Genomic DNA, 25607 nt, shown 5'->3' with positions numbered 1-25607 from the left:
AGAAATTCCAAAGACTGTTGCATATTGGGCACATGTGCGACAATTCGGAATGCTGGCTTTGGCGCTTTTCTGCGCGATGAACCTCTTAGGGTAAAATACCTGCCAACTTTAATGCTGCAATCAGTTGATTTAAGGCCACCCTTGCTTCCGAATCGACATTCCCTCCGCCTGTGGGTGTGGTTACTTCTTGCGGAATTTTCCACTCGGAAAAGTAAAGCCAAGATTGGCCGGTTGCTCGATTGAAAATGCGCATGCCATCTTGAGGGGTGATGTATGTCCAAGCCCCGCTTTGCCAGCTGGCAATTTTGCCTGACTGCCCGCTCCATTCACCAGTGGGCGCTGATGCAATATGCCATGCGTCTCCATTGGCCGGTGTTGCAGGTGGCGTAGCAGCTGTGCCTTCGATGGCACAGTGCAATAGAGTGTCCGCGCGCGCCAAGGCTTCGTTGACGTAGAACTCCTTTTGCGCCTGTCCGACATAGAGGAAGGGCAAGCCGAAACGCGGGCTGGAATTTTCGAAGGTCAGCGGGTCGCTCATGAAAACTCTCCTTAGGATTATTCGGTTGTTTCATTCGGAAATTCACAGGGCGCAGAGGTACAGGGCGTCGGATGACTGATAGGTCCCACTTTGCTTGACCCAGATCGAAGCGTGTCCATGATTGGTGACCAGCGTCGCCTGCGCCTCTGGAGAAAGTGTCAGCTCGGGTGTGCCTACCTGCCAATAGGCATAGGGCGCAGCCGTCGGGCCGTAGCCCACTATATAGGCCTCTTTTTCCTCTTTAAGCGGTACGTCCACGTCATCCGACCAAGTCCAGCAGCCCCGCGCGCGTCTGGTCCAAGCGAGCGACAAATTGCCATCGGTCTGGAACACTGCCGCACCGTGGACTGGGGTAAGAGGACGGGTTGCGATACCTCGGCATGCGATGGACGATTCCGCCGGGCTGGCATCACCAAGGCCCATGGCGGCGATCAACACGTTTGGCGCGGTGCCAATCCTGCTTTTGTCCAGTTCCGTGATCGTGTCGTCGATAAGGCTGAAGTCTTCATCAATTGCATGACCGTCGGTTTGGACTTCTGTGCCGCCTCGGCCGCGAAGCAATTGTTCAAGCCTCCATCGTGTCCCGCCCAGCGGGACCGCACGGCCAAACTGGATGATCTCGCGGCCAAGCAAGGCACGATTTTTGCCCGCGGCCAATTGGGCCATGGTGACATCGACCAGTGCCAAATGATCATTTGCCAATTCTATTTCGACCGTGTTTTGCCGATCCAGCCGATGAGTAGGCCCACTGGCCAGAACCGTTGCGGTCTTGCCAATGGTGGCCATCTGGCGGCTGCTGTTGCCGATTTGGGTCAGCGCGCCTGTGCCGTCATCCACATAGATGGTGGCTCCCTTCCAGGTGTTGCCCGAAGTCGAAAGCGCCGCATAGATCAGGCCGCTGTCACCGGCAGTTGTGCCATCAGACGGTAATTCAAACGCGACGATTTGCGTCGGGCCCAGTTCAAGATCGGAAGCCAGATTGGCTTGGCCCGACGTCGTTGTGCCAAGTGTCAGCGTTTGGGTTGGCGCGATACGCGACAGTCCCAGTTCAATACCGGTATCACGCCATTCCCAGTCATCCACCCGCCAGACACCAGAGATATCGGGCAGTGTGACGCATGTACCCGGAGTGATCGCGGGATCGAGCTCCGCACATCGCCACTGAATGGTTTCCTGTGCCCAGCCTTCGTTCTGTGCCACGCTGCAGATCAGGCGAAAGGCCTGACCGCTGGTGGTGCAAACCGGCAGGTCGATCGTTTTGGGTTGACCGGGCAAGGTCGCGCCCGGCGCGCGTTGAGAGCCGGGTTGGTAATCAAGGTCCAGATCGTAATAGCGCAGCGTTCGCGGGGGCGACTTGCTGGGCGGGGTGCGCTTCCAGCTAAATCCTGCTTTGCCGCCGAAGTCACCCGACGTAGTGGCTGCCACCGGCTCGCCCAGGCTTCGTGTAACCGAGCCATTTTGATGGGCGATGGTCAATCCGCCGCCGTCTGCATCGCAAGTGATGGGGACAACCGGCATCCAGGTCGCCAATGTGTCGGCCAACGGGTCGCTGCATGAAAAGCCAAGGATGCCTTCAACCGGCAAGTCAGCCCGCGCCTCATCGACCGAATCGTGAACAAGAGCGCCCAGATTGAGCGTTCCTTCATCGCAGAAAATTTCAAAATTGAGGCTGGGCAACCGATTGCCGAATTCGCCCAGTTGGAGGCTTTCAAACACGACATAGGCCGTGCCTCGAAACGCCGGACAGGTGGCCGCCCCCAAGACCGCAGCCATCAGCGGGTCGACGGGTTGATCATCGGCACCCGTGTGGATACGCAATGTTCCCCCGACCTTCAGATCACCCGAAGCCCCGCGCAGCAATTTGCCATCAGCCCAGATCCGACCGATACCCTGAATGGGCCGACTGGCCAAAGCAACGGCGAAGGATGACGTATAGCTATAGGTTGTGGTCGATGGCTGGCCCTTGCCCCCGCCGGTGGTCGATGCATGCTCGCTTAAATCGGTTGCCCAGATGATGGTGCCGCCAACGCGCATTTGCCCATAATGGCGCGGCAAGGTTGCGCCATATGTGGACGTCGTGACGCTCATGTCTTGCAGGCGCGGGCCCTGTCGTTTCTTGGTGCCGAAAATCGAACCGTCGATCTGACTGCCGACCAGGGCACCCAAAGCGCCACCCAAAGGCCCGCCAAAGGCGGTGCCGATTGCCGTGAACAAAAGAGTAGCCATGTTCTGGTTCCTTAAAGCTTTGGATCAAGACGCCAGTGCTGCACGATCTCCCCCTCGGGCATGAGGGGGGCGAGGAGGACCTGTCGCAGGCCCGCATGGGCATGGACGAAAGCGCCTTGGGTGACGGCGATGATGAAATGCAGCGTGGCCGCCTTCATCCTCAGCAGGATGACGTCACCGGGCTGGATCACGCCTTGGGCGGGCACGAAATTCCAACGGGCGGCCAGATCAGCCGGCCGCTGCGCATTGGTGTTGCGCCATGCATAATCGGTTGGAAAATCACCCGGTAAACCGATCTCGCGCAGCGATGCGGCCACCACACCAAGGCAGTCCAGACCATGTTCGCGATGGCGTCCATGCAGACGAAAGCGCGTGCCGACCAGACCTTCGGCGGCCTGCGCCAGATCCAGCCCCCTGCTCATCCCGACACACCATAGCGGACCACCAGATCGTTTCCGGGCAGGAAGGGTTCTCCGCGGAAATTGATCGCATTGCCAAAGCGCTGACTGCACGTGGCCAAAGTGTGGTCACACCCTTCACGCAATTCGACGCGGAGGCCTGCGGTCAACGTCTGATCCAGCGGATGGTCCAGCATCAGAAAACTGCCCGACCGACCGGTGATCGTCATGGAAATGCCTGCGTAAGGCCCATCGATCCATCGCAGTTGCCCGCCCAGCAGAAGATCGAGGTCAAGCGAGGTCGTCAGATGAATGAGATTGCTGTCCAGATCATGCGCCAACAGCGTCGCTTCATGACTGAAACGTGCGGCGGACAAGGCGCATTCGCGGTCACAAAATTCGGCCCGGCAGGTCGGGCTGGTGCGGGGGATGGGATCGCGCGCCAACTCGGCCTTGCTCGATGCCAGTTCGGCCACAAAGCCTTGGGCTTCCTGCTGACTGAGCGTGCCGATCTCGCCTCGATAAAGCGCCTGATGCTCCATCGTTTCCCAATCCACAACGCCGACAATGACGCGTGCGCCGTCAAACCGACCGGATTGCAGATCAAAGCTGCTGATCGCGTCATGGCTGATGGCGCCGTGGATTTCGGCCGAATCGTCATCCAATCCGCAAGTGCGCCGGATCGCGGCGGGCATCATCCCCGGCGCGGCCAGATGGGCGACATTGTCGAACCACAGATCGCGGTCATGCGTGGAAAAACCCAGCGTTACCCCATCGCGGCGCATGATCCGCCAATAGGTTGCGACCGTTTCCAGTTCCTGCGCAAACCATACCCGGCTCATACCGCCTCCCGCACTTCGATCAGAGGAACCGAAGGTGCCTCGCCCGCAAGGAAGGTCAGGCCTGAAACATCGAGCCGATCCTGTTCAAAACGCACCGGCACGTCGAACAGAAAGCCGGCACGCACGACTGCTCCCACGGCAGGGGGCGATGCGAATTGCACCACGCCCAGCGCGCCCAATGTCCAACCGCTGGCCATGGCAATGCCATTGACGCTGACCTGCACCGATCCGCTGCGAGGACGCGTAATTCGCCGCAATTGCGCATCGTTATCCGTGCCATAACGCTTGACCAGAGCGAAGCTTGTGCTGCTGCCATTGCCGGTGCCCAGGATCTGATCGTTGGCGGTGGGCGTCCCGGTCATATCCTTTGAACTGAAATCGCTGGGATCGCACAGGCGAAAGCCGCGCGCTGGGCCACGCCGGGCGCGAAAGAATGTAAGCAGCGTGCCCAGATCCGCCTCCGAACGGATGCCCGGTCCGACGTCAAAGCTCAGCCTTGCATCACTCCACAAGCTGTTGCGCCGTTCAAAGCCGGAGGCCGTCGTGGTTACGCTGGTCGAAAAAGACGGGCTGATTTTGGTGTCCAGCCCCAGCGGCAAAGGATAGGCGACATCGTCAAAAGCGTTCATATCACTGTTGTCCTTGGAATAGGGCAAGGCGACAAAACCGTCGCGGCAAACTTGCGGCAGCGCCCAGACGAAGATTTCATGCGCCAGCCGATCACGCGCTTCGACGATTCCCTGATCGATAAAACGCCATTGAGCGGTTTGCGTGGACAGCAGGACAAAACCGGACAGGTAATCCTGTTGTTCGGGTGGATAGCCCAGCCGTTCATTGACCAGTTGATAGGCCGCATGGCGCTGTGCATCGGCCCCCGCGGTCAACCAGTCGTAATCCTCGACCTGCAACCTGTCGAAGGCAGGGCTGGCCCAGCCGACGGGCATGTTGGCCCGCTTGGCCTCCGGCGTGGCCGCATCCAGAACCGTCGGAACAAAGGTCAACAGCAGCGTTTCACAAACCGCGCCTGCGCTCTGCGCCACGGCCCGCGCGGCATTGGCAAGCGCGATGGTTGATGCCGCCAGCATCGCGCCCGCCTGATCCAGCAGCGCGTTTTGGGCCGAATTCAGCGGCGCTCGCAGATCGGGAATGGCCACCGGATTGCCGCCAAAACTGGCCTTGGCCGCATCGTCATAGATACAGATCCGGCCATCGGCCATGACCCACCACCATGGCTCGCCCACCTGAAATCGGACATCGCATCCCGCATCGACCATCAATTGCGCAAAGGCGGCCGCCACCGATTGTTGCCACGCCATCGCCGCCGTGTTGGCGGGTGACATCAGCGTCGAGGGCGGCGACCAGCCCGTCAGCGCAGCATCGCCATTGGCGGCCCGCTGTTGCCATGCCGCGGGGCAATGCGAGGCCAAAACCTCATAGGACAGCGAGGAAATGGGCGAATAGCCCCAAGCCTTGCAGGTGGCGAAGAATTCAGCATGCCAAGCCCGCGCCGGTCCGCATAAGGGATCGCTGGAAAGGCCCACCAGAAAATCGCTGCCTGATGCGGTGAGCTGAAAGAAATGGCTCATCCCGACATAGTGCAGGACGCTGCCGCGATAGCCCAGTTGGCGGATTGTTCGCATCAGCCGCGCCGGAGTCTGGTTGAAACTGTCGTCATAGGCCGTCGACATCGCCAATCCGTGGGGCGGGACAAAGACATTGCCGGTTTTCAACATCGCCTTTTGGCCCGATGCGCGGATATTGGTCATCTCTGCCCACGCGCTCGATCCAGTGGCCAAAGGCGCGGTCGATCCCGCCACATAGGCGGTGGGGACCAGCGAGATGAACATCCGGTCTATGTCGGAGGGATAGAGCGGGTCCATCCCCAATTCGCGCGACCATCCGCCAAAGACTTCGGAAAAGGGCAGGGTGATCTGCGCGTCTTCACCCGATCCGATGGCAAAGTTCCAGAGGCGGACATACCATGTCCGCGCCGCGCCCGTCGCATCGCGCCCTTCGATGGTCAGCGTCGGACCGTTGACCTGATCCAGAGGAATAAGCCCGTTCGAACGCCAACGAAAGGACAGGGTCGTGCCCGCATAATCGCGATTGGTGGCATAGGCGAGCAAGGGATGGTCCAGCGTATCCTCGCTGTCCCAGATCAAGCCCGCCAGATCGCCCTGCGTCAGGAAGCAGGCGTCCAGCCGCAAGGCGTCAGGTGCGGGCGTGGTGATCGCGGCCATCATCGGGCGGGGGAAATTCACCGTCCAGAACCGGGGATCAAACCGCGCGATCCAATCGGTTTCCTGACCCTCGCGGGTGGAAGCAAGCCAGAAGGCCATGGGATTTTCCTATTCTATCAGGATTGGGTGAGCGCGCGGCGCACGGCACTGGCGACCTGACGGCTGGATCGCTGCATGGCGGCCGGGGCGTCGCTGCCGCTGCCGTTCAGTTGGATCGAGACGCGGACATCGCGCGATCCGCCGCCAAGCGCGCTGTTGGACGCCACCGATCCGGCCGAGGTGGGCACGAACAATTCCGGTCCCCGTTCGCCCACCAGATAGGCCTGGCCCGGCGAGACCGGGCCGCCCGTCGCCCGTCCCGGCAGGCCAAGGATCGATCCCAGCAGTGAGGAAATGCTTGAAGTCGTGCTGGAACTGGATTCCAGCCCCAAGGCGCTGGACAACAGGCTGGTCGAAGCGCTGGCGGCAATGTCGGCCAAGGCCTTTAACGCCGTGTTGCGCAGATCGCCAAATCCGGTGGCCCCGCGTTTCAGAGCTTGCGTCAGCGCGTTATCGAGCGCCGATCCGGCCTGCGTAAAACCGGGCAGCAGCGTCGTATCAAAACCGCTGCGCATGGCCGAAATGTCCTGGGCAAAACCCTGAGTGCTGGCGCGCACATCAATCAACAGGGATTGGACCGTGTCCGATCCGCTGGAACTTGAAGAATTAGCCATGGTCACGCTCCATCAAGCGGTTCATTTCCTCGCGGGTGAGCGGGGCGGTGCCGGGGGCGGCATCAGGCGCCAGAATGGCGGCCAGTTCGGCAGGCGTAGCGGCCCAGAATTCATCGGGGCGCCACCCCAGCAGCCTTGCCGCCAGACCGGACAATCGTCGCGCGCCTTCGCCAAAACTGGCCCTGTCGGCCATTACCCTTCGCCTTGCAGGATCTGGCCAAGGAGGCAGCGCAATTGCGGCGATACGCCTGCCAAGCCTTGAGCCACCACCGCTTCGCCCAGTTGTTCGCGGGTGATCCCATCGCGCCGGGCAAGGCAGTGCCAGAACAGGCCGATCAATTCGGCAAGGCGCAATTGCCCCGCTGCGGCCCGTTCCACCAAGGCGAACAGCGGCCCCAACTCATCCTCGGCCGCGACCAGCGCGGCAAAGCTGGGGCGCAGGACCCGCGCCTCGCCCGCGATGATCAGGCTGGCCTCTCCGCGCCAGCTGTTGGCGGGGTCGATCATACCGACACCACCGCGCCCGAACTTTCCAACTGGATCGTATAGGATCGCTCATTGTTGTAATCGCCCGAATATTCCAGCTTCTGGACCAGGAACTTGCCCTGCATCTTGCTGCCGTCTTCAAAGCTGAGCTGATAGGTGTCGAGCGTGCCCGACAGCGCATTGGTGCGAATGCGCGTTTCGGCGGCCGATCCCATGAACACACCGGCCGCGCTGACCGAGATGGTGCGCGCGCCTGCGCCCGACAGCAGATCGCGCCAGCCCGCGCTGTCCTTGGTGGTGATGGTCACGGCCTGTCCCGCAATCGACATTTGGGTGGTGCGCAGGCCCGCCACCGTGTTGAACGTGGCGGGCGTGCCGCCATCGGTGATTTTCAGCAGAAAGGCGGCTCCGGATTGAGCGGTCATGGGAATCTCCTGGATAAGGAAAGGGTTCAGGCCGCGATGGTGCGGAAACGATATTCCAACAGCATCGCGCGGGTGTTGTTGGCGCGCGCTTCGGCGCGGCTGCGCAGGAATTGCAGCGTGACGATGCGAAAGGCGCCCTGATCGCGCGGGATGGCGGCAATGCGGGCCTGCACCGCGCCGGTCAGGGCGGCCCCATCTTCGGGTCGATCCCCGCGAAGCTGAAGTTCGACGGCGATGCGGGTTTCATAGCCGGGTTCGGTTTTCGTACTCCAGTCCACGCTGGCGCTGGTGGCAATCGCCAGCCACGGCAGGGCGGTCCGACTGGGCGCTTCCTCGGTGATGGCGTTCAACAGGCCGGCCAGCGCCGCATCGCTTTTGAGCCAACCGATCAGGCCGGCGCGCAGGGGAATTTCCATGAGGTCTATCCTTGATCTGCGGCTTGGGTGGTGAAAGCGGGCCAGAGCAAGCGCGCATCGCGCCACATGGCGGTGTTGTCGCGATTGTTCTGGGCCTCTCTTGCGGCTTCCTCGGCTATGGCCTCTGCTCGCCGGTTCAGCGCGGCGGTCAATTGGCCAGGGTCGGGCTGAAACGAGGCCGAGATCATGCCATGCGCATCCGGCGCCAAGGCCGCCAAAGCGCGGTGACCGATGCAGGGGGCAGGGCGTCGGCCCCGGCGCTTTCACGTTGACGATATTGATGCGCGGCCAGGCGCATGATGCCGTGGCGCAGGGATTCGGGCAGGGTGGACCAATCCAAGGCAAGGCCCGCGGTAAAGCGGATCACCGCCCGCTCGATGCCAGTGGTGGCAGGGATGCGGATCGCGCATTGGCCTTCGCCGTCGATGCGGGTGGTATATTGGTTTTCTGCCAAGGCGCTGCGGGTGCCGGTACTGCTCAGCGCCTCGACCGAGATCAGCGCCGAAACCGGGCGCACACCCAAGCGGTGCCACCCGTCCCCCGCACATCGCCCCGACCAGTCGGCGGGAAAATGACAGCTTTGCCAATCCATCGGGCCGGGAATGGCCATGCGCCCGGTGGGAACAGCGATGGTTTCTTCATAGGTGGCCCCCAAAGGCGCCATCCCGATATAATCGGCGCAAACGCCCAGCGCGGCGCCCAGCAGGCTGGTCAGACCCGCATCGTCCGCCGAAATGGTGATGCCAAGCCAATCCTTCAGCTCGGCCAGCGCCGCAGGTGGTAGCACCGGGGGCGTGACGATAACCCGCGTCATGGCGGTCTCCCTATTTGCAGGAATTGGAAAATGAGCCCCCGCGCGCGGGCGGCGCCACAACGCGGGGGCCAGGCAGTGCTGGCCGGAGAGGAGAGGAATGGAAGGCCCCGACCAGCCGGGGAGAGCCTTTAAGCGGTGATCTTGAGCAGCTTGATCGCGTCGCTGTCGAGCACCTGACCACCCACGCGCTTGGTGGCATAGAAGTTGACATAGGGCTTGTTGCTGTACGGATCACGCAGCAGGCGGGTGCCAAAGCGTTCGGTGATCAGATAGCCGTTCTGGAAATTGCCAAAGGCGATCGGCAGGGCATTGGCCGCCACATCGGGCATGTCGGAGGCTTCGACCACCGGATAGCCCAGCAGGCGGTTGGGCTGACCTTCGATCACCGAGGGCTGCCAGATATAGGCGCCGGTCGAATCCTTGACCTTGCGGATCTGGGCAATGGTGGCGGCGTTCATCACCCAGACCGCGCCCTGACGGTGGCCGGGTTTCAGCGCCATGACCATATCGATCAGCTTGTCATCGGGGTTGGTGCCCAGACCTGCCGCATCGCCCGAACCCAGATGCTGAAGCGTGCCAAAGCTGCGGACATCGTCAGCCGTCGAACTGGTCGCGCCGGTCAGGAAGCCCAGCGGCTGATTTGTGCCGGTGCCCGACACGAAAGCGGCGCCTTCGGCACGGGCGAATTCACCCGCGATCTGGCCCGCCAGCCATGCTTCAACATCGAAACCGGCATCGTCCAGCATGAACTGCGTGGCCGATGGGTTGGCATAGAGTTCACCTGAGGGCGGGATGATTTCGGCAAACTTGGGCGAGATGGTTTCGGTGCGGGCGCCGGTCTGGCTGGCCCAGCCCGACTGGGGCGCGCCGGTGGCGATCAGCTTGCGATAGTCCGAGGTCGTGGTCTGAACCACCTGGGCAATCGCGCGGATCGGGCTGAGGCGCAGAAGGCGCTCGGCAATCTGCTGATCCAGCGCGGTGGGGACGACAAAGCCGCCATCGCTCATCGTCACGGTGTTGAGCGATTTGAGTTCGGTGTCGCGGCCGGCGCGCAGATAGCCATCGACAAAACCCTTCATTTCATGGTTGCCACCCATGGCACCGGCCAGCGGCGGACGAGCGGGGGCACGGAAACGCGACTTCACTTCCTCGATTTCGCTGCGCAGGGCGTTCAGCGCGGCGTCGGCAGCTTCCTGACGCGCCACGATGTCGAACGATGCGTCGAGACCGGCGTTGAGGTTTTCATGTTCCATGAGGCATTTACCTTTCTGACAAAAAAGCCGCCCCCAAAATTGGCGGCTCGACGAAAAACGGGAAAATCGTGATGGTTGGCCGCGCTCAGGCGACCATGTGGACCCGCGCGTCATGCTGCATCGGGTGGGTTACAAGGCTGACCTCGAACAGGTCGATGTCGCGCAATTCGCGCCCCTGCGCATCGTGGTTGAAGGCGCGGGCGCGATAGCCAAAGCTCAGGCCCGTGACCTTGCCCGCTTTCAGAGCAGCCGCCGCGCCGCCCGCCGGGTTGTCGATCCGGGCGATCACGCGCAGGCCCCGCTCGTCCTCGGCGGCATTTTCGATCCAGCCGATCTGCTGGTCCGGATTGTGCTGCCAGAACAGGGGCAGGGGGCCTTGGCGGCGGGCGTCGCGTTCGGCCAATGTGCGGGCAAAGGCACCGGGACGGATCGTGTCGCGCCCGGCATCGCGTTTGTCGAACAGGGCGGCGTATCCGGCAAAGCGCAGGCCATCTTCAGAAGCGGTGGTCATTTCAACAAACCTCCCGCCCCGGAACGCATGGCAATGCCCACCAGAATGGCAGCAAGTCCCGCGCGCACCGCCCAATCGACGATGGCCTTCCACATGCTGCGCTTGGCGTCGCGCCATGCGCGCAGCAATTCGCGCAATTCGGACAGATCATCAGGCGCGCCATCATCGTTGAGCCCCATGCGCGCCAGCATCCGCGCCGCACCCAATTCGCTGGCCTCCTCGACAATCGCGCGCAGCGTGACCAGATCGCCCCCTTCGGCATTTTCCTGCGCCATCAGGCGGGCCAGCATCTCTTCGCGCTTCATGGCTGCACCTCTTGGGCCAGAGCAGGAAGGCCGAGCATTTCGCGCTTTTCCGCATCGGTCAGGAAATTGGCGGCATTGATCTGGCTCCACAGCGCCTGCCGGTCCTCGGCCAGAGCAGGGATGCGGTCGAGGTCGATGGCCAGACGCGCATCGGGGAACCATGTCTCCAACCCCTCGGCAATGGCGGAGAGAAGCTTGTCGGCCAAAGGCAGCAGCGTCAGCCGCCAGAGCGCCTTATTGGCCTCCTTGTAATTGTTATAGGTGCTGTCGCCCGGCAGGCCCAGAAGCATCGGCGGCACGCCAAAGGCCAGCGCAATATCGCGCGCGGCGGCCGATTTCAGTGCGGCAAAATCCATGTCGGCGGGCGACATCGACATCGACTGCCATTTCAGGCCCCCTTCGAGCAGCATCGGCCGCCCGGCGTTGGGCGAACCGGAAAACACCCGGTTCAATTCCTCGCGCAGCCGGTCAAACTGTTCGCCCGAAAGCCCCGCGCCATTGCCCGCATCATAAACCAGCGCCCCCGAAGGCCGCGCCGCATTTTCCAGCAAGGACCGGTTCCAGTTGGCCGCCGCATTATGCGTCGCCACCGCCTGATCCGCCGCGCCAAGGCATCCCGCGCCGTAATGGTCATCGCCCGGATGATAGCCCTTGATATGGATGATATTGGGCGAGGCATCGGCATCGCACATCGGGATGGTCATCGACCGATCCCCCACGCGATAGGTGATGCCCGTGGGCCAGCCATCATGGCCAAACACCAGCGTCACCCGTTCCGGGCGCAGGGCAAAGAGTTCGACCGGATAGCCCATGCCATCCTTCAAAATCTGCACATAGGCATTGCCGTGAAGCAGCAACTGGCTGGCCAGCGTTTCGAGCAAGGATTGCCCCGCCGAGGTTTCCAGCACCAGCATGGCCAGCGAAGGATCGGTGGGCGCCAGCGGCGCGCCGGCAATGCCATCGGCCACCAGCCGAACAGCCCGATGCGCCACCGGATTTTCCAGATAGGCGCGGCGCACCGCCTGATGATAGTCAAACGGCAGCCGACCGCCGCCGCTTTCGCCAAACAACCATGGCGAGACATAGGATTGCGCCAGCGGCACGCGGGCTCCCTTGCCCTTGAAGGCGGAAGCGATTGTTTCAAGCAGGTTCATGGGTCGCCTTTCAAGATGAAATGGTGGGCGAATGGGTCACAGATCGAGCACACGCGGCGGGGCGCGGGTGGAAAGCATCAGTTCCGTCAGCGCCCAGACGGCGGCATCGGCGCGGTCGGGCGACCGGCCCGGCCCCTGATAGGAACCGCCCGCCACCAGACCGCACAATTGGTCCTCCAGCGCGGGGAACGCGCCGACATGGCGCACCCGCCCCGTTTCATAGAGCGCGGCCACAGGCTCGGCCCGCGCCGCCTTGCCCACGCTGGCGTGAACCAGCCGGATGGGCAGGGCGACATTGGCCGCGCGCAGCACGCTTTCCACCATGGCGCCGCCCTGGTTGGCCTCGGCCACAACGCGGTCGGCGCGCCATTTGGCGGCCGCCTCGGCCACGGCGCGCGCCCATTTTTCGGGGCTGGCACGCATGACCGTGGCATCGGCCAGAATGCGGGCCACACCATCATCGCCCAATTGCGCGACAATGATCCCGCATGCGTCCCCCACCGCCGAGGCAGGCGGATCGACCCCGATCACCGTTCGCATCGGCGCGGCAGAAGGGACAGGTTCGCGCAACCGTTCGAACATGGCGCGCGTCCACAGCGCGCCCTCGATATCGGTCAGCAATTCGCCATCCAATTCCTGCCGCGCCAAAGCCGATCGGCCAAAGCTGCGGCGCATATCCTTCAAAAACCGCGCGGGCAGGTTCGAGAGATTGTCCTGTGTCCGTCCACGCGTGATCGAAACATCGTCTTGCCCCAGCAATTGCATCAACAAGGGCACCGCCCGCGGCGTGGTGGTGGCCAGCGCTTGGGGATTTTCGCCAAGGCGCAGGCCGAGCAACAAGTTGTTCCAGGCATTTTCCGACCGCTGGGCCGCATTGTCCCATTTGGCGATTTCGTCGCACCACGCGTGGCTGTGTTGCGGCCCGCGCAGGCTTTCGGGCTCCCCCGCCGAATAAAGTGTCGCCTGCGCCCCGTTGGGCCAGATCAGCCGACGCAGCGAAGGTTCGAACCGCGGGCGACGGCGTGGGGGACAGCAGGCCAGAATGCCGCTTTCCCCCTCGACCATCACCGCCCGCGCTTCGCCAAGGGACGCGCCGACCAGAGCGATGCGCGCATCGGGATTGTCGGCGGCCACCCGGCGGATCCATTCAGAACCCAGCCGCGTCTTGCCAAACCCGCGCCCCGCCATCACCAGCCAGATGCGCCAGTCATCGGCGGGCGGCAATTGTTCGGGCCGCGCCCATAATTCCCAGTGGTGGCGCAATTCCGCCCGTTCCGCCGGGGTCAGGATCGCCAGTGCAGTCTGCCTTTGTGCCAGGGGTTGTTCCAGAAGGCACTCCAGCATCCTGCTATTGCGCATCGGGCGCCTCCTCATTGGCTTCTTTGGCGGCGAGCCAGCGCTCGCGCATTTTTTCCAGCTTCATGTTGATCGAGGCGAGGATCGCGTCGGCATCCTCTTCCTCACGAATGGCGCGTTCGCGGGCGACCGTTTCGCGGTGCGCGGCCAGCAGGCGCAGCGCGGTGGCATTGTCAAAGCTGCGCGTGGCGCGTTTGGCGCCGGTGGCGGGCTTCAACTCGCCCACGCGCAGGCGATAGAGCAGCGCCATTTCCAGCGCGTCATATCCTTCGCAAAGCGAGGCGCGCCATGCGCGGGCAAATTCGGCGTCATGGCGGCGGGTGTCGTAAACCACGCGGGTCGACACCCCCGCCTTGGCCGCCGAGGCCGTGACATTCGATGTGGCGGCCAATTCGGCCAGAAAGATTGCACTCCAATCGGCATGGCCACGCCGCGGAGGCGCCGTCAGCTCATCCTGACGACGGGACTTGGGACTGTCCGCCATATCTTTGATCCATTGCTAGAAGGTGGGCGCTGCCGGAGCGACTCGGTCTTTCGCGATGTTCCCTATATGTACCTATTGAGCGTGACGATGTCAATGATAAAGTGCCATATGGGTTAAATGATCCGTGCTTGCCCATATGGTCTGCGCTGGCTAAGCATGTGGTCGAACTTTAGGGGAATTACGATGCTGCGCCGCCTGTATAACTGGACGATGGGTAAGGCCGCCGGGCCATTTGCCGAATATTGGCTGGCGCTGTTTGCCTTTGTCGAGGCCAGCTTTTTCCCGATTCCGCCGCATCCGGTGCTGGGGCTGATGTGCCTGGCGCGGCCAGAACGGGCCATTCGCTATGCCATTATAACCACATTGGCTTCTGTGGCGGGTGGTGTGCTGGGCTATGCCATCGGGCATTTCGCTTTTGCCATGGTGGGGGAAAAGCTGCTCGATGCGCTGCATCTGACGGCCAGCTTCCCCTATGCCGCCTGCAAATTGCGCGGCGAGGCGGGCTTTATCGCCATCATCGCCAAGGGCGCAACGCCGATCCCGTTCAAGCTGATCACCATCACGGCGGGCTTTATCGGTATGCCCATCGCCAAGTTCCTGTTGGCCAGCGTGATCTCGCGCTCGATCAGTTTCATGATTGTGGGCGTGCTGTTCCGCCTGTTCGGCGCGCCGATCAAGGCGTGGATCGACAAGTACCTTGGCATGGCCGTCGCCGGGTTCGTCGTGCTGGTGGTGGCCGGATTTGTCGCTGCCGCGATGCTGGGCGGGCACAAGGGTGGCAAGGTTGATGAATGCACCGGGGTGACGATGGAAACTTTGACGCAGGTGAAGTAAGGGGCTTATGCCTCCGGCGGGCAAAGGGATTTATCCCTTTGCAATCCCGATAATGGGGTGGTGTATCGATTGCGACGCTGCGTCATGTTCATAAAATTAAAGCCTGCGGCGCATCCAACGGCGCCGCAGGCTTTATCATTTCAACGCCGCGTTCGACACAAAACGCCGAACCCAAGGCGCAACGCAGACAGTAACGGGAGCGCGAGGGACGAGTCCCTCGCGCCTACAATCCCTTAAATAATCCCAGCCTTCTTACCGGCCCGCTCAAACATGCCGATAATCGTCTGGACCTGCTCTGCCGTATGCGCCGCGCACAGCGAGCAGCGCAGCAGCGTCATGCCGGCGGGCGTTGCCGGGGGGCGCGCCAGATTCACGTAAAGACCTTCGTGCAGCAGCGCCTCCCACATGGCCGCGCCGCGTTCCAGATCGGGCATGATGACCGAGATGATCGCCGACTGGGGCGTTTCGGTGCCCAGCTTGAACCCACGCTCGCGCAGGCCGCCATGCAGCACGCGCGAATTTTCCCACAGGTGGGCGCGCTTGTCGGCGGCATGCATCAGCTTGCGCACCGACGTCGCGGCGGTGGCCACAACCGAGGGCGGCAGCGAAGCGGTGAACACATAGGGGCGGCAGACCAGACGCATGATCTCGAACTTGGGATGGTTCGAAACGCAGAAGCCGCCGACCGTGCCGACCGACTTGCTGAAGGTGCCGATCACGAAATCGACCTGATCCAGCACGCCCTGCTCCTCGGCCACGCCGCGCCCGTTGGGGCCGATAAAGCCCATCGAGTGCGCCTCGTCCACCAGCACCATCGCGCCGTACTTCTTGGCGATGGCGATCATTTCCTTGAGCGGGGCAATATCGCCTAGCATCGAATAGACGCCTTCGAGCACGACCAGAATGCCCGCGCCTTCGGGCACGCGCTTCAGGCGCTTTTCCATCGCCTCGATGTCATTGTGCTTGAAAGGCACGACTTCGGCATCGCCCATCTTACACCCGTCCCAGATGGACGCATGGCTGTCGATGTCGAGGATGATGTAATCACCCTTGCCCGCGATCGTGGAAATGATGCCCAGATTGGCCTGATAGCCGGTCGAGAACACCATGGCATGATCCATGCCGTAGAAATCGCAAAGCGCCTGTTCGACCGCCTTGTGCCCGGCATAGGTGCCGTTCAGCACGCGGCTGCCCGTGGTGCCCGAACCGAAATCGTCCAGCGCCTGCTTGCCCGCGGCAATCACGTCCGGGTCAAACGTCATGCCCATATAGTTATAGGTGCCCAGCAGGATCGTCTCGCGCCCGTTGCACATGGCAACCGTGGGCGAAATCACCTTTTCCATCACCAGCCCGAACGGATCGGTCACGCCCGTGGACAGAAGATCCGTCCGCATCTTGATCAGGGGATCGAATTTGGAAAAAAGGTCCGTCATGGCGATCAACCCTGCAACTTCACGACCGCATCGACAAGCTGGCCATAGGTTTCGATTTCGGCCTGCTGGTTCATGCTGATGATGATGTCGAATTCGTCCTCGATGGCGGCCACGAAATCCATCACCGTCAGGCTGTCGAATTCCAGATCACCGGCAAAACTGGTTTCGTCGGAAATGGCGATGCCCTTCTTGTTGAAAGGCTCGATCAGCGCGGCGATCTTTTCGCTGGTGGCGGCGCGGTCCATGCAGAATTCCTTATGCAAATGCGGTGAAGGCCCTCTGGCCGACAATTGCGGCGCAAAAGGGGCGGTGTGGGGCAAATGTCAAGCGGGCGCGTTATCCAGCAACCGTTTCACCGCCGCCATAAAGGGGCCGATCGACACAGGCTTGGCCAGATAGCCATCGGCGCCCGCCTCGCGGATGCGTTCCTCGTCGCCCTTTCCGGCATAGGCGGTCACGGCCAGAACCGGGATCGAGCGCAGCACCGGATCGGCCTTGGCCCCCTCGATCAATTCCAGCCCGGAGATATTGGGCAATTGAATGTCCATGATCATCAGATTGGGGACAAAGTTGCGCGCCTTGTCCAGCGCCTCCAACCCGTCGCCCACCGGCTCGACGGTAAAGCCCTGGCTCTTCAAAACATCGCAGAACAGCTTGCGATTGAGGTCATTGTCCTCGACAACCATAATTCGCTTTGCCATGCGCCTGCCTGTGATCGTAATGGGGTGGTCGTTTGCGTTCCGGCCACTGGCTCTAGGACCTATCGAAGAGGCTGACAATTCTGCGCATGGCGAAAAAGGATGATGGCGAACCCGAAGGTCTGGCTCTGGCCGCTTTGGGGTGGATCCTGTCGGATGACGATCATGCCGACCGGCTGCTGGCGCTGACCGGGGTCAGCCCGGAGGAATTGCGCGAAAGAATTGGCGAGCGCGACGTGCTGGCCGCGATATTGGAGTTTGTCTTGAGCCACGAACCGGATTTGATCGCCTGCGCCGAAGCGCTGGGCGTCGCGCCCAAGGCGCTGGAAAAGGCCCATGCCGCGCTGGCCGCGCCGATGGGCGATGCGGATTGGGGGGCATAATGGCGCGCCCGCTGGTCATTTCCGATTGCGATGAAGTGCTGTTGCACATGATCGCCCCGTTCCGCGACTGGCTGGCCCAGACGCAGGATGTCACTTTCACCATGAACGGCAATGATTTCTCGCGCTCGATGCATTATGCCGATGGCAGCGCGGTGCCGGGGCCGGAGATGTGGCGTCTGCTGGGCGCCTTCTTCGACACCGAAATGCATCGCCAATCGCCAATTTCCGGCGCGATCGAGGGGATGACCGAATTGTCCCGCGATGCCGATGTGGTGATCCTGACCAATCTGGAGGACCACCGACAAGAGGCCCGCACGCGGCAATTGGCCGATCACGGTTTGAACATCCGCGTATTCACCAATCAAGGCCCCAAAGGACCGGCGATTCGCGCCATCCTGAATGAATATCGCCCCAACCGCGCGGTTTTCATCGACGACATTGCCCAGCATCACGGTTCCGCCTTTGAAGTGACTCCCGATGTTTCTCGCCTGCATCTTTGTGGCGAACCTTTGCTGGCCCCCCATATTCAATGCGCCTTTGTCCAGGGCCATGCCCATGCCCGTATCGATGATTGGGCCAGTGCATTGCCCTGGCTGAAGGCCCGACTGCATGGAGATACCAATGACTGATTCTGTTGAAGCCCGTTTGGCCGAACTGGGCCTGACCCTGCCCGCGGCGGCGGCTCCCGTTGCCGCCTATGTGCCGGTGGTCGAAGCGGGCGGCCTTGCCCATGTGTCGGGCCAGTTGCCCTTTATCGATGGCGCGCTGGTCAAGGGCCGCCTTGGCGAAAACGTCAGCACCGAAGAAGGCTATGAAGCGGCGAAGGCTTGCGGCCTGATGCTGCTGGCCCAATTGAAGGCCGCTCTGGGCAGCCTTGACCGGGTTGAGCGCATTGTAAAACTGGGCGCTTTCATCAATTCGACCGGCGATTTCACCGACCAGCCCAAGGTCGCCAATGGCGTCAGCGAGCTGATGGTTGCGGTCTTTGGCGACGCCGGCAAGCATGCCCGCAGCGCGGTCGGCGTGCCGGTCCTGCCGCTGGGCGCGGCGGTGGAGGTTGATGCTATCGTGGCGGTAAAGGCCTGAGGCATGCGTGATTCAGAGCGGGCCGAAGACAGGCTCGCGTGGTTGCGCGGCGCCGTGATTGCCCATCGTGGGCTGCACGACATGGCCCGCTCTGATGCACATTGGGTGGAAAATACGCTTTCCGCCTTCGCCTGTGCGATTGCGGCCGGATATGGCATCGAATGCGATGTCCGGCTGGCGGGCGATGGTACGGTGGTGGTCTTTCACGACGATACGCTGGACCGATTGACCCATGCCACAGGGCCGGTGAAGGCTCATGGCATGGATGTCCTCTCGCGCCTGCCGATTGCGGGCACGCGCGATGTCATTCCAACGCTTGCGCAATTGCTCGATCTGGTGCGGGGGCAGGTGCCGCTGCTGATCGAGATCAAGCTGGACAAGCGTGAGGATCCCGCGCCGCTTTGCGAAGGTGTGGCGCATGCGCTGGCCGATTATGCCGGGCCGGTGGCGATCATGAGTTTCGATTCGCGCGCGCCGCGATGGTTTGCCGCCCATGCGCCCGATGTGCCGCGCGGCATGGTGCTGGACGCGCGCGACATGACCGGCTGGCGCGCCAAGTGGTTGACGCGGCGCACTCTTCTGGCCGCAGAAACAGAGTTTTTGGCCGTAGACATTCGCGCCTTGCCCAATCAGACAGTTGCGCAATGGCGCGAAAACTGGCCCATCGCCACATGGACCGTGCGCCGCGCGGTTCAGCGGGATGTGGCGATCGCCCATGCCGATGCCCTGATTGCCGAAGGAGATGGTCTGGCGTGAGCGAAGCCCAATATACCGCCCATGTGCAGCCCGGCGTCGCCCAGCTGTCCGCGGCGGATTGGGATGCGTTGACCGATGGGGCCAACCCCTTTGTCTCGCACGCTTTTCTATCGGCGTTGGAGGATTCGCATAGCGTGGGCGATGGCACCGGGTGGCAACCCGCGCCCATCACGATCCACGATCCCGCCGGTCGGCTGGCCGCCGCCTTGCCCGCCTATGTCAAGACGCATAGCCAGGGCGAGTATGTCTTTGACCATAGCTGGGCCGATGCGTGGGAGAGGGCGGGGGGCGATTATTATCCCAAATTGCAAATTGCGGTGCCCTTTACCCCGGCGACCGGCCCGCGTCTGCTGACCCGCCACGAAGATCTGATGCCGGCGCTGATTCGCACCGCCGAAACCATGTGCCGCGATGCGGGCCTGTCCAGCGCCCATGCCACTTTCATCGAGTCGGAGCAGGTGGCCGCCTTTGAAAAAGCGGGCTGGTTGATCCGGCATGATATCCAGTTCCACTGGGCCAATGCCGGATATAGCGGGTTTGACGATTTTCTGGGCGCGCTGTCCTCGGACAAACGTAAGAATTTGCGCAAGGAGCGGCGCGCGGCGCAGGATGGCGTGGTGATTCGCCAACTGACAAGCGACTCGATTCGTCCCGAACATTGGGACGCGTTTTGGCGATTCTATCAGGACACGGGCAGCCGCAAATGGGGCAATCCCTATCTGACGCGGGCGGCATTTGATCTGTTGGGCGAAAGGATGGCGGACCGGATCCTGCTGGTCATGGCCTTTATCGATGATCGTCCTGTGGCCGGGGCGCTCAATTTCATCGGGGGCGATTGCCTTTATGGCCGCTATTGGGGGGCGACCGTGGACAAGCCCTTCCTGCATTTCGAGCTGTGCTATTATCAGGCAATCGATGCCGCCATCGCCATGGGCCTGAACCGAGTCGAGGCCGGGGCGCAAGGTGGGCATAAGCTGGCGCGTGGATATGCCCCGGTACGCACAACATCGGCGCATTACATTGCCCACGCGGGCTTTCGCAACGCGGTGGCCGATTTCCTGCGCCGAGAGCGCGAAGGCATTGCCGCCGATCAGAATTTTCTGGAAGCGCGCACCCCGTTCAAGCGGGGCGGATAAGACCCCGTTTGGATCAGGGCGTTTCAGGCCGCGTGGCGGTCCATGGGCGCTTTGGTGGCCAAAATCCATGCGCGGGCGCGGCGCTGGGCCTCGGCAATGTCGCGGACGGTCATTTCATCGGAGACTTCGGCGCGGCAATGCTGGGCTTCTTCATGGCCACCAACTGCGGCCAGATTGAACCATTTATGCGCCTCGATCAGATCGCAGACAGCGCCATGGCTGCCGGTGGAAAACGCGACGCCCAGATCGAAATAGGCATCGATGCAACCCTGGCTGGCGGCCAGCAGGCAATTGGCGATGAGGCCCGAAATCGCGCTCTCTGTCGCCGGCGTCGATGCGCCTAAGAGGAGGTCTTGTGATTGTGGCCGGTTGTATCCCATGTCGAAGTTCCCCATGTCCTGTTCATGAGAATGAAGCTGTCGGAAGATGACTAACAAGTCGTAAACCATCGGCAGAATTTTGCCGCGTGTCATGACGGTGTCACCGTCAAACGTTTTAGCCCCGCCCTATTCGTAATTTAGCGGTGGTTTAACCTGTTCGATTTTGGCTTTGTCGCTTGTGGAGCCTTATGGGCCAAACTATAGGCCAAGCCATAGAATGGGACGATTACCAGTCCCGCGGATGGAATTCGGAGGGTTATAATGGCAAGTGGTCTGGCGGACGAAATCGATGTCCTCGTCAAGGCGAGGCGATCGCTGGCCGGTGATTATGTCCCGTCCGATGCCGAAGAATACATGAATGCCGAACAGCAGGACTACTTCCGCCGTCTGTTGCAGCAGTGGAAAAAGCTGATCCTGAGCGCGGCGGCCGATACGCTCAGCCAGTTGCAGGAAGGCCCGCTGCGCGAGCCTGATCTCAACGATCGTGCGTCGTCGGAAACGGATTGGGGCATCGAACTGCGCACCCGCGATCGTCAGCGCAAATTGATCTCCAAGATCGACTCGGCGCTGCGCCGGATCGAGGAAGGCGAATATGGCTATTGCGAAGTGACCGGAGAGCCGATCGGCCTTGGCCGTTTGATTGCCCGCCCGATCGCGACCATGACGGTTGAGGCGCAGGAAGCCCACGAACGTCGTGAACGCGTTTCGCGCGACGATTGATCCCGATTACGTAAGTTACCGGGCGTCGTTTACGCTTTCTTTGCCATTGCGCGTTAACACTTTGCTGTGAATTTCCAGCCCTTCCCTTGTCATAGGGTGGCTGGTTTCATAGGCCTGTTTACCTAAGCAGGCGCCTCAGTAATGGGAAGTGAGCCAACGATGGCCGGTAACGAGCAACGCCAGATCAACCGCGACAGCCTGTTCATGCTGGCAGGTTTGCGCGTGGACGGCCGCGATCCGGTGCGCCGCGTCAAAATCCGCAATCTGTCGAGCGGCGGTCTGATGGCCGAAGGCGACATGCGCGTGGTGGCCGGAACCCCGGTCGAGGTCGAATTGCGCAATGTCGGCTGGGTTTCGGGCGTGGTGGCCTGGGTTCAGGAAAGCCGTTTTGGCGTCGCCTTTCACGAGGATATTGACGCCAAGAGCGTTCGCGCCGCGCAATCGCCCGCTAACACCGATTTCGTCCCGATGCGCCCTCTGGCCGCGGTGACACAGGTCGAGCCGGGCCAGTTGCGCAAGATCTGAAACTTTCCAAACGCTTGCTAAAACAACATCTGGCGGGCGTTTCCCTGCGCGGCAAATTGCTCTAGGCTTGTCGCAATCATGCTGCGCAAAAATCGCATCTCCATACTGATGGCCGCCCTGCTGGTCGGGGCCTGCCATGGCTCAAGCGAGCAGCAACCGCTGCGGGTTGTGGTGCTGGGCGAATCGGGTGACAGTCCGGCTTCCTTTGACATCTGGCTGCGCGCCGCCACCAGCGAAGGGCTGGTCAGCCTGGATGAGGAGGGCAAGGTTGTGCCCGGTCTGGCCGAACGCTGGATCGTGGCGGACGAGGGGCGTGGCTATATCTTCCGCCTGCGCGACAGCACGTGGAAAGATGGCACAAGGTTGAGCGGGGAAACCGCAAGGTTGGCGCTGCGCCGGGCGATTGCCGCGCAAAAGGGGACGGCGCTGGGGCAGGATCTGACGGTCATCGAGGATATACGCGCGATGGCCGGGCGGGTGATCGAGATCCGGCTGGCCAATCCCATGCCCAATTTCCTGCAATTGCTGGCCCAGCCCGAACTGGGCCTGCAGCATCGCGGGCAGGGCGCAGGGCCGATGAATCTCAAACATGTCGATGGGCTGGACTGGCTGACGCCGATTTCGCCCGATGCGCAGGGCCTGCCCATGCCGGAGGGCTGGGCATCGAGCGTGCGCCCGTTGGCCGTTCGGCGCATGGGGGCGCAACAGGCCGTGCCCGACCTGTTGGCGGGCAAGGTTGATGTGGTGCTGGGCGGGCGGTTGACCGACCTTGCGCCGGTTCAGCGCGGCCTTTTGGGCCAACGCGGGGCCAAGTTCGATATTGCACCCGGCCTGTTCGGCCTGCTGGTCGAAAGTGACAGCGGCTTTCTTGCGCTTCAGACGAATCGCTCGGCGCTGGCCATGGCGATTGATCGGGCGGGGCTGGCCGGGGCGCTGGGGGTGCCGGGATGGGTGACCACGACTCGGCTGATCTCGGCGGGCATTGGCGAGGTGCAGGTCCCCGAACGCTGGGCCGACATGGATATGGAACAGCGCCGCAATGTCGCGCGTGATCGGGTCGCGGCATGGGTCAAGCTGCGCAAAGCCGCGGCCAAGCCGGGTGAATTGATCAGCGATGGACTCGATTTGACGCTGGCCATGCCCAAAGGCGCTGGCAGCGACATCATTTTCACCCGACTGGCACAGGATATGGCCGCAATCGGGTTACGCCTACGCCGGGTTTCTTTGGGCGATTCGGCCGATTTGCGCATATTGGACGAGGTTGCCCGTTATCCGGCGCCTAATTGGTTTTTTAACCAGTTGCATTGCGGCGTGCATAAAATTTGCACCCCCGACGCCGATCAACTGGTGGCCCAGACCATGAATGTCGAGGCCCCGCTCGTGCCCGCGCTTTACGCCGAGGCGGAGCGAGAAATGATTGATAATAATGTTTTTATTCCGATAGGTCAGCCCGTCCGCTGGTCTCTGTCGGCTAATGGAATACGCGGATTGACACCCAATCCTTATGGCATACACCCTCTTTACCCATTCTCGCAGGGACCGCGTTAGGGGCATTTACGAGTTTGCCCAAAAAAATGGCGGTTTGCCTGTGGGTTTACATAAAATTAACCTTTCGCGTTCATTTCTCCTATGGTTAATAGCGGATGCATCCGATTGAGATGCTTCTTCGGGTTTCGGGGCAAGGGGGTTCACCCATATGCGCGTGTTGTTGATCGAAGACGAGCCGACTACGGCAAGAGCGATTGAGTTGATGCTCACCACAGAGGGCTTCAACGTCTATTCGACCGATCTCGGGGAAGAAGGCCTCGATCTCGGCAAGCTCTATGATTACGACATCATCCTTCTGGACCTCAACCTGCCGGACATGCACGGCTATGACGTGCTGAAAAAGCTGCGCGTGGCCAAGGTGCAGACCCCGGTGCTGATCCTTTCGGGCATTTCCGAAATGGACAGCAAGGTGCGCTCTTTCGGCTTTGGCGCCGACGATTACGTGACCAAGCCTTTCCATCGCGAAGAGCTGATCGCCCGCATTCACGCTGTGGTCCGCCGTTCCAAGGGCCATTCGCAGTCGGTCATCCGCACCGGCAAGCTTTCGGTCAACCTTGACGCCAAGACGGTCGAAGTGGATGCCGCGCGCGTCCATCTGACCGGCAAGGAATATGCGATGCTCGAGCTGCTTTCGCTGCGCAAGGGCACCACGCTGACCAAGGAAATGTTCCTCAACCACCTGTATGGCGGTATGGACGAGCCTGAACTCAAGATCATCGACGTGTTCATCTGCAAGCTGCGCAAGAAGCTGGCGCATGCGTGTGGCGGTGAAAATTACATCGAAACGGTGTGGGGCCGCGGCTATGTGCTCCGCGATCCGAATGAGGATGCGGTCGCCGCCTGATACGGACCTATTTCCCGAAGCCCGACCTGAAGGCCCGCCTCCGCAAGGATGGCGGGCTTTTCATTGGGATTATCGTTTTCGGCTGGCCTTGACCAGGGCGAGGGCAGCGGTCCCGCTCATCGCTATGGCGGCCATCAGGCCGATGGCCGCGCCCCAAAGACCCGCTCCTTCGCCGCCAAAAAACAACCCGCCGATAAAGCCGATCAGCGGCAGAACGATCAGGGCCAGGCATCCAAGCGCAAACATCGCGCGGGTTCATGGCCCGCTGGCCCTTGACCCTGCCTTAACGGCCTGCCATCGCGCCCGGCGAAAACTTGAAGGCACAGATATGACCGCGCATAAAGAAGGCGATCCCACCACGCTCAACCGGCTCTATGGTCGTTCAAAGGGCAAGCCCCTGCGCGCCGGACAGCAAGGTCTGGTCGACACGCTGCTGCCCCAGATCGCCGTGCCGCTTGAAGGCGAAGTGACGGCCCAGCGCCTGTTCGGCGAGGACCGCCCGCTGCATTTCGAAATCGGCTTTGGCGGGGGTGAGCATATGGCCTTTCGCGCCGACATGCTGCCCGATCATGGCTTTATCGGCGCCGAACCCTTTATCAACGGCGTGGCCCAGGCCCTGACCCATCTGTCGGGCGACAATGGAGCGCATGCCCCGATCCCGAACGTCCGCATCCATCACGGCGACGCGTTGGAGGTGCTCTCGCGCATTCCCGATGGTTCGCTCACGATGCTCTATCTGCTGCATCCCGACCCATGGCCCAAGGCGCGCCATGCCAAGCGTCGCATGATGAATGATGGCCCGGTGGAAATGTTCGCCCGCAAGCTGAAGCCCGGCGGCGAATTCCGATTCGGCACCGATCACGCGATCTATGTCCGCCATGCCTTGATGGTGATGCAGCGCCACACCGACAAGTTCGAGTGGCTGGCGAAAGAAGCCAAGGACTTTCAGGTTCGTCCCGGCGGCTGGCCGCAAACGCGCTATGAACACAAAGCGCGCACGGTTTACGGCCACGAGGTCTGGTATTTCCGCTATCGCCGCAAGGCGTGAGGCGGCGGAATAATCAAAGAAAAGGCCGGTAAGCCCACAAGCTTACCGGCCTTTT

The 25607-nt window shown here is 61.8% G+C and carries 34 protein-coding genes; 11 read left to right on the top strand and 23 right to left on the bottom strand.

What is annotated here, in order from left to right:
- Positions 1-85: 85 nt before the first annotated feature.
- From ACZ9HU_RS08790 to ACZ9HU_RS08705, 18 genes are all read right to left on the bottom strand, one after another.
- Entirely contained in the window at positions 86-538 is a 453-nt protein-coding gene (locus tag ACZ9HU_RS08790; protein ID WP_476104306.1) for a DUF2793 domain-containing protein, read from the bottom strand.
- Positions 539-580: 42 nt separating this feature from the next.
- Positions 581-2764 (bottom strand): phage tail protein, encoded by a 2184-nt coding sequence (locus ACZ9HU_RS08785; RefSeq protein WP_476104305.1) that lies wholly within the window; start codon positions 2762-2764, stop codon positions 581-583.
- 11 nt (positions 2765-2775) lie between these two features.
- Positions 2776-3186: an NlpC/P60 family protein gene (locus ACZ9HU_RS08780; protein ID WP_476104304.1), complete on the bottom strand. Its 411-nt coding sequence runs from the start codon at positions 3184-3186 to the stop codon at positions 2776-2778.
- On the bottom strand, positions 3183-4004 hold the full coding sequence (locus ACZ9HU_RS08775) for a DUF2163 domain-containing protein (protein WP_476104303.1): 822 nt from the start codon (positions 4002-4004) through the stop codon (positions 3183-3185). The genes ACZ9HU_RS08780 and ACZ9HU_RS08775 overlap by 4 nt, the downstream gene beginning before the upstream one ends.
- The gene (locus ACZ9HU_RS08770) at positions 4001-6343 is read right to left on the bottom strand and encodes a DUF2460 domain-containing protein (RefSeq protein WP_476104302.1); all 2343 of its coding nucleotides are present in this window, start codon (positions 6341-6343) and stop codon (positions 4001-4003) included. Before ACZ9HU_RS08770 ends, ACZ9HU_RS08775 begins: the two co-directional genes overlap by 4 nt.
- A 17-nt stretch (positions 6344-6360) precedes the next feature.
- Entirely contained in the window at positions 6361-6957 is a 597-nt protein-coding gene (locus ACZ9HU_RS08765) for a tail tape measure protein (RefSeq protein WP_476104301.1), read from the bottom strand.
- The gene (locus ACZ9HU_RS08760; RefSeq protein ID WP_476104300.1) at positions 6950-7150 is read right to left on the bottom strand and encodes a phage tail assembly chaperone; all 201 of its coding nucleotides are present in this window, start codon (positions 7148-7150) and stop codon (positions 6950-6952) included. The genes ACZ9HU_RS08765 and ACZ9HU_RS08760 overlap by 8 nt, the downstream gene beginning before the upstream one ends.
- A complete protein-coding gene (locus ACZ9HU_RS08755) occupies positions 7150-7464 on the bottom strand; it encodes a gene transfer agent family protein (protein ID WP_476104299.1) in 315 nt (104 codons plus the stop codon). Before ACZ9HU_RS08755 ends, ACZ9HU_RS08760 begins: the two co-directional genes overlap by 1 nt.
- A complete protein-coding gene (locus ACZ9HU_RS08750) occupies positions 7461-7868 on the bottom strand; it encodes a phage major tail protein, TP901-1 family (RefSeq protein WP_476104298.1) in 408 nt (135 codons plus the stop codon). The genes ACZ9HU_RS08755 and ACZ9HU_RS08750 overlap by 4 nt, the downstream gene beginning before the upstream one ends.
- 26 nt (positions 7869-7894) lie before the next feature.
- The gene (locus ACZ9HU_RS08745) at positions 7895-8284 is read right to left on the bottom strand and encodes a DUF3168 domain-containing protein (RefSeq protein ID WP_476104297.1); all 390 of its coding nucleotides are present in this window, start codon (positions 8282-8284) and stop codon (positions 7895-7897) included.
- A 5-nt stretch (positions 8285-8289) separates the two neighbouring features.
- A complete protein-coding gene (locus ACZ9HU_RS08740; protein WP_476104296.1) occupies positions 8290-8472 on the bottom strand; it encodes a hypothetical protein in 183 nt (60 codons plus the stop codon).
- Entirely contained in the window at positions 8469-9098 is a 630-nt protein-coding gene (locus ACZ9HU_RS08735) for a head-tail connector protein (protein WP_476104295.1), read from the bottom strand. Before ACZ9HU_RS08735 ends, ACZ9HU_RS08740 begins: the two co-directional genes overlap by 4 nt.
- Positions 9099-9226: 128 nt before the next feature.
- Positions 9227-10351 (bottom strand): phage major capsid protein, encoded by a 1125-nt coding sequence (locus ACZ9HU_RS08730; protein WP_476104294.1) that lies wholly within the window; start codon positions 10349-10351, stop codon positions 9227-9229.
- 85 nt (positions 10352-10436) lie between these two features.
- The gene (locus ACZ9HU_RS08725) at positions 10437-10862 is read right to left on the bottom strand and encodes an HK97 family phage prohead protease (RefSeq protein ID WP_476104293.1); all 426 of its coding nucleotides are present in this window, start codon (positions 10860-10862) and stop codon (positions 10437-10439) included.
- Positions 10859-11167, bottom strand: coding sequence for a DUF6127 family protein (locus ACZ9HU_RS08720; protein ID WP_476104292.1), 309 nt, complete (start codon positions 11165-11167; stop codon positions 10859-10861). The genes ACZ9HU_RS08725 and ACZ9HU_RS08720 overlap by 4 nt, the downstream gene beginning before the upstream one ends.
- Positions 11164-12321, bottom strand: coding sequence for a phage portal protein (locus tag ACZ9HU_RS08715; RefSeq protein ID WP_476104291.1), 1158 nt, complete (start codon positions 12319-12321; stop codon positions 11164-11166). Before ACZ9HU_RS08715 ends, ACZ9HU_RS08720 begins: the two co-directional genes overlap by 4 nt.
- 36 nt (positions 12322-12357) lie before the next feature.
- A complete protein-coding gene (locus tag ACZ9HU_RS08710) occupies positions 12358-13680 on the bottom strand; it encodes a DNA-packaging protein (RefSeq protein ID WP_476104290.1) in 1323 nt (440 codons plus the stop codon).
- Positions 13670-14161 (bottom strand): hypothetical protein, encoded by a 492-nt coding sequence (locus tag ACZ9HU_RS08705; RefSeq protein ID WP_476104289.1) that lies wholly within the window; start codon positions 14159-14161, stop codon positions 13670-13672. Before ACZ9HU_RS08705 ends, ACZ9HU_RS08710 begins: the two co-directional genes overlap by 11 nt.
- Before the next feature lie 183 nt (positions 14162-14344).
- Between ACZ9HU_RS08705 and ACZ9HU_RS08700 the strand changes: the two genes are divergently transcribed.
- Complete coding sequence (locus ACZ9HU_RS08700; RefSeq protein WP_476104288.1) at positions 14345-14995, top strand: YqaA family protein; 651 nt, start codon at positions 14345-14347, stop codon at positions 14993-14995.
- 233 nt (positions 14996-15228) lie between these two features.
- Here ACZ9HU_RS08700 and spt read toward each other — a convergent pair whose 3' ends face one another.
- The 3 genes from spt to ACZ9HU_RS08685 form a co-directional block, all read right to left on the bottom strand.
- Complete coding sequence (gene spt / locus ACZ9HU_RS08695) at positions 15229-16428, bottom strand: serine palmitoyltransferase (protein WP_476104287.1); 1200 nt, start codon at positions 16426-16428, stop codon at positions 15229-15231.
- 5 nt (positions 16429-16433) lie between these two features.
- Positions 16434-16673 (bottom strand): acyl carrier protein, encoded by a 240-nt coding sequence (locus ACZ9HU_RS08690; protein ID WP_476104286.1) that lies wholly within the window; start codon positions 16671-16673, stop codon positions 16434-16436.
- Between the two features lie 78 nt (positions 16674-16751).
- On the bottom strand, positions 16752-17129 hold the full coding sequence (locus ACZ9HU_RS08685; RefSeq protein ID WP_476104285.1) for a response regulator: 378 nt from the start codon (positions 17127-17129) through the stop codon (positions 16752-16754).
- 86 nt (positions 17130-17215) lie between these two features.
- On the opposite strand from ACZ9HU_RS08685, the gene ACZ9HU_RS08680 reads away from it, so the two are divergent.
- The 5 genes from ACZ9HU_RS08680 to ACZ9HU_RS08660 are packed head-to-tail and all read left to right on the top strand — an operon-like array spanning position 17216 to position 20487.
- Positions 17216-17509, top strand: a complete 294-nt coding sequence (locus tag ACZ9HU_RS08680; RefSeq protein WP_476104284.1) for a DUF3572 domain-containing protein — start codon at positions 17216-17218, stop codon at positions 17507-17509.
- On the top strand, positions 17509-18138 hold the full coding sequence (locus ACZ9HU_RS08675; RefSeq protein WP_476104283.1) for an HAD family hydrolase: 630 nt from the start codon (positions 17509-17511) through the stop codon (positions 18136-18138). The genes ACZ9HU_RS08680 and ACZ9HU_RS08675 overlap by 1 nt, the downstream gene beginning before the upstream one ends.
- On the top strand, positions 18131-18595 hold the full coding sequence (locus ACZ9HU_RS08670) for a RidA family protein (RefSeq protein WP_476104282.1): 465 nt from the start codon (positions 18131-18133) through the stop codon (positions 18593-18595). Before ACZ9HU_RS08675 ends, ACZ9HU_RS08670 begins: the two co-directional genes overlap by 8 nt.
- Before the next feature lie 3 nt (positions 18596-18598).
- Entirely contained in the window at positions 18599-19351 is a 753-nt protein-coding gene (locus ACZ9HU_RS08665; RefSeq protein ID WP_476104281.1) for a glycerophosphodiester phosphodiesterase family protein, read from the top strand.
- Positions 19348-20487 carry a GNAT family N-acetyltransferase gene (locus ACZ9HU_RS08660; protein ID WP_476104280.1) on the top strand — a complete coding sequence of 380 codons (1140 nt, stop codon included), beginning with the start codon at positions 19348-19350 and terminating at the stop codon, positions 20485-20487. The genes ACZ9HU_RS08665 and ACZ9HU_RS08660 overlap by 4 nt, the downstream gene beginning before the upstream one ends.
- A gap of 23 nt (positions 20488-20510) precedes the next feature.
- Here ACZ9HU_RS08660 and ACZ9HU_RS08655 read toward each other — a convergent pair whose 3' ends face one another.
- The gene (locus ACZ9HU_RS08655) at positions 20511-20867 is read right to left on the bottom strand and encodes an SEL1-like repeat protein (protein ID WP_476104279.1); all 357 of its coding nucleotides are present in this window, start codon (positions 20865-20867) and stop codon (positions 20511-20513) included.
- Positions 20868-21128: 261 nt separating this feature from the next.
- Between ACZ9HU_RS08655 and dksA the strand changes: the two genes are divergently transcribed.
- The 4 genes from dksA to ctrA all read left to right on the top strand — a co-directional run bounded on the left by dksA (position 21129) and on the right by ctrA (position 24504).
- Positions 21129-21587 (top strand): RNA polymerase-binding protein DksA, encoded by a 459-nt coding sequence (gene dksA / locus ACZ9HU_RS08650; protein ID WP_476104278.1) that lies wholly within the window; start codon positions 21129-21131, stop codon positions 21585-21587.
- A gap of 141 nt (positions 21588-21728) precedes the next feature.
- Positions 21729-22112, top strand: coding sequence for a PilZ domain-containing protein (locus tag ACZ9HU_RS08645; protein ID WP_476104277.1), 384 nt, complete (start codon positions 21729-21731; stop codon positions 22110-22112).
- 78 nt (positions 22113-22190) lie between these two features.
- On the top strand, positions 22191-23660 hold the full coding sequence (locus ACZ9HU_RS08640; protein WP_476104276.1) for an ABC transporter substrate-binding protein: 1470 nt from the start codon (positions 22191-22193) through the stop codon (positions 23658-23660).
- A gap of 148 nt (positions 23661-23808) precedes the next feature.
- Positions 23809-24504, top strand: coding sequence for a response regulator transcription factor CtrA (gene ctrA / locus ACZ9HU_RS08635; protein WP_476104275.1), 696 nt, complete (start codon positions 23809-23811; stop codon positions 24502-24504).
- A gap of 69 nt (positions 24505-24573) precedes the next feature.
- Here the strand turns inward: ctrA and ACZ9HU_RS08630 are convergent, their stop codons facing one another.
- Positions 24574-24750: a hypothetical protein gene (locus ACZ9HU_RS08630; protein WP_476104274.1), complete on the bottom strand. Its 177-nt coding sequence runs from the start codon at positions 24748-24750 to the stop codon at positions 24574-24576.
- Positions 24751-24832: 82 nt separating this feature from the next.
- Here ACZ9HU_RS08630 and trmB point away from each other — a divergent pair, with 82 nt between their 5' ends.
- Entirely contained in the window at positions 24833-25552 is a 720-nt protein-coding gene (gene trmB / locus ACZ9HU_RS08625) for a tRNA (guanine(46)-N(7))-methyltransferase TrmB (protein WP_476104273.1), read from the top strand.
- Positions 25553-25607: the final 55 nt, after the last annotated feature.

This window comes from Novosphingobium sp. Sphag1I (assembly GCF_056279125.1).
Note: the sequence above shows the minus strand (reverse complement) of the source record. Positions and strands in the feature narration are given on the sequence as shown.

Coding starts and splice junctions, on each gene's coding strand:
- ACZ9HU_RS08790 (WP_476104306.1), bottom strand. CDS start 538: ATGAGCGACCCGCTGACCTTCGAAAATTCCAGCCCGCGTTTCGGCTTG.
- ACZ9HU_RS08785 (WP_476104305.1), bottom strand. CDS start 2,764: ATGGCTACTCTTTTGTTCACGGCAATCGGCACCGCCTTTGGCGGGCCT.
- ACZ9HU_RS08780 (WP_476104304.1), bottom strand. CDS start 3,186: ATGAGCAGGGGGCTGGATCTGGCGCAGGCCGCCGAAGGTCTGGTCGGC.
- ACZ9HU_RS08775 (WP_476104303.1), bottom strand. CDS start 4,004: ATGAGCCGGGTATGGTTTGCGCAGGAACTGGAAACGGTCGCAACCTAT.
- ACZ9HU_RS08770 (WP_476104302.1), bottom strand. CDS start 6,343: ATGGCCTTCTGGCTTGCTTCCACCCGCGAGGGTCAGGAAACCGATTGG.
- ACZ9HU_RS08765 (WP_476104301.1), bottom strand. CDS start 6,957: ATGGCTAATTCTTCAAGTTCCAGCGGATCGGACACGGTCCAATCCCTG.
- ACZ9HU_RS08760 (WP_476104300.1), bottom strand. CDS start 7,150: ATGGCCGACAGGGCCAGTTTTGGCGAAGGCGCGCGACGATTGTCCGGT.
- ACZ9HU_RS08755 (WP_476104299.1), bottom strand. CDS start 7,464: ATGATCGACCCCGCCAACAGCTGGCGCGGAGAGGCCAGCCTGATCATC.
- ACZ9HU_RS08750 (WP_476104298.1), bottom strand. CDS start 7,868: ATGACCGCTCAATCCGGAGCCGCCTTTCTGCTGAAAATCACCGATGGC.
- ACZ9HU_RS08745 (WP_476104297.1), bottom strand. CDS start 8,284: ATGGAAATTCCCCTGCGCGCCGGCCTGATCGGTTGGCTCAAAAGCGAT.
- ACZ9HU_RS08740 (WP_476104296.1), bottom strand. CDS start 8,472: ATGATCTCGGCCTCGTTTCAGCCCGACCCTGGCCAATTGACCGCCGCG.
- ACZ9HU_RS08735 (WP_476104295.1), bottom strand. CDS start 9,098: ATGACGCGGGTTATCGTCACGCCCCCGGTGCTACCACCTGCGGCGCTG.
- ACZ9HU_RS08730 (WP_476104294.1), bottom strand. CDS start 10,351: ATGGAACATGAAAACCTCAACGCCGGTCTCGACGCATCGTTCGACATC.
- ACZ9HU_RS08725 (WP_476104293.1), bottom strand. CDS start 10,862: ATGACCACCGCTTCTGAAGATGGCCTGCGCTTTGCCGGATACGCCGCC.
- ACZ9HU_RS08720 (WP_476104292.1), bottom strand. CDS start 11,167: ATGAAGCGCGAAGAGATGCTGGCCCGCCTGATGGCGCAGGAAAATGCC.
- ACZ9HU_RS08715 (WP_476104291.1), bottom strand. CDS start 12,321: ATGAACCTGCTTGAAACAATCGCTTCCGCCTTCAAGGGCAAGGGAGCC.
- ACZ9HU_RS08710 (WP_476104290.1), bottom strand. CDS start 13,680: ATGCGCAATAGCAGGATGCTGGAGTGCCTTCTGGAACAACCCCTGGCA.
- ACZ9HU_RS08705 (WP_476104289.1), bottom strand. CDS start 14,161: ATGGCGGACAGTCCCAAGTCCCGTCGTCAGGATGAGCTGACGGCGCCT.
- ACZ9HU_RS08700 (WP_476104288.1), top strand. CDS start 14,345: ATGCTGCGCCGCCTGTATAACTGGACGATGGGTAAGGCCGCCGGGCCA.
- spt (WP_476104287.1), bottom strand. CDS start 16,428: ATGACGGACCTTTTTTCCAAATTCGATCCCCTGATCAAGATGCGGACG.
- ACZ9HU_RS08690 (WP_476104286.1), bottom strand. CDS start 16,673: ATGGACCGCGCCGCCACCAGCGAAAAGATCGCCGCGCTGATCGAGCCT.
- ACZ9HU_RS08685 (WP_476104285.1), bottom strand. CDS start 17,129: ATGGCAAAGCGAATTATGGTTGTCGAGGACAATGACCTCAATCGCAAG.
- ACZ9HU_RS08680 (WP_476104284.1), top strand. CDS start 17,216: ATGGCGAAAAAGGATGATGGCGAACCCGAAGGTCTGGCTCTGGCCGCT.
- ACZ9HU_RS08675 (WP_476104283.1), top strand. CDS start 17,509: ATGGCGCGCCCGCTGGTCATTTCCGATTGCGATGAAGTGCTGTTGCAC.
- ACZ9HU_RS08670 (WP_476104282.1), top strand. CDS start 18,131: ATGACTGATTCTGTTGAAGCCCGTTTGGCCGAACTGGGCCTGACCCTG.
- ACZ9HU_RS08665 (WP_476104281.1), top strand. CDS start 18,599: ATGCGTGATTCAGAGCGGGCCGAAGACAGGCTCGCGTGGTTGCGCGGC.
- ACZ9HU_RS08655 (WP_476104279.1), bottom strand. CDS start 20,867: ATGGGATACAACCGGCCACAATCACAAGACCTCCTCTTAGGCGCATCG.
- dksA (WP_476104278.1), top strand. CDS start 21,129: ATGGCAAGTGGTCTGGCGGACGAAATCGATGTCCTCGTCAAGGCGAGG.
- ACZ9HU_RS08645 (WP_476104277.1), top strand. CDS start 21,729: ATGGGAAGTGAGCCAACGATGGCCGGTAACGAGCAACGCCAGATCAAC.
- ACZ9HU_RS08640 (WP_476104276.1), top strand. CDS start 22,191: ATGCTGCGCAAAAATCGCATCTCCATACTGATGGCCGCCCTGCTGGTC.
- ctrA (WP_476104275.1), top strand. CDS start 23,809: ATGCGCGTGTTGTTGATCGAAGACGAGCCGACTACGGCAAGAGCGATT.
- ACZ9HU_RS08630 (WP_476104274.1), bottom strand. CDS start 24,750: ATGTTTGCGCTTGGATGCCTGGCCCTGATCGTTCTGCCGCTGATCGGC.
- trmB (WP_476104273.1), top strand. CDS start 24,833: ATGACCGCGCATAAAGAAGGCGATCCCACCACGCTCAACCGGCTCTAT.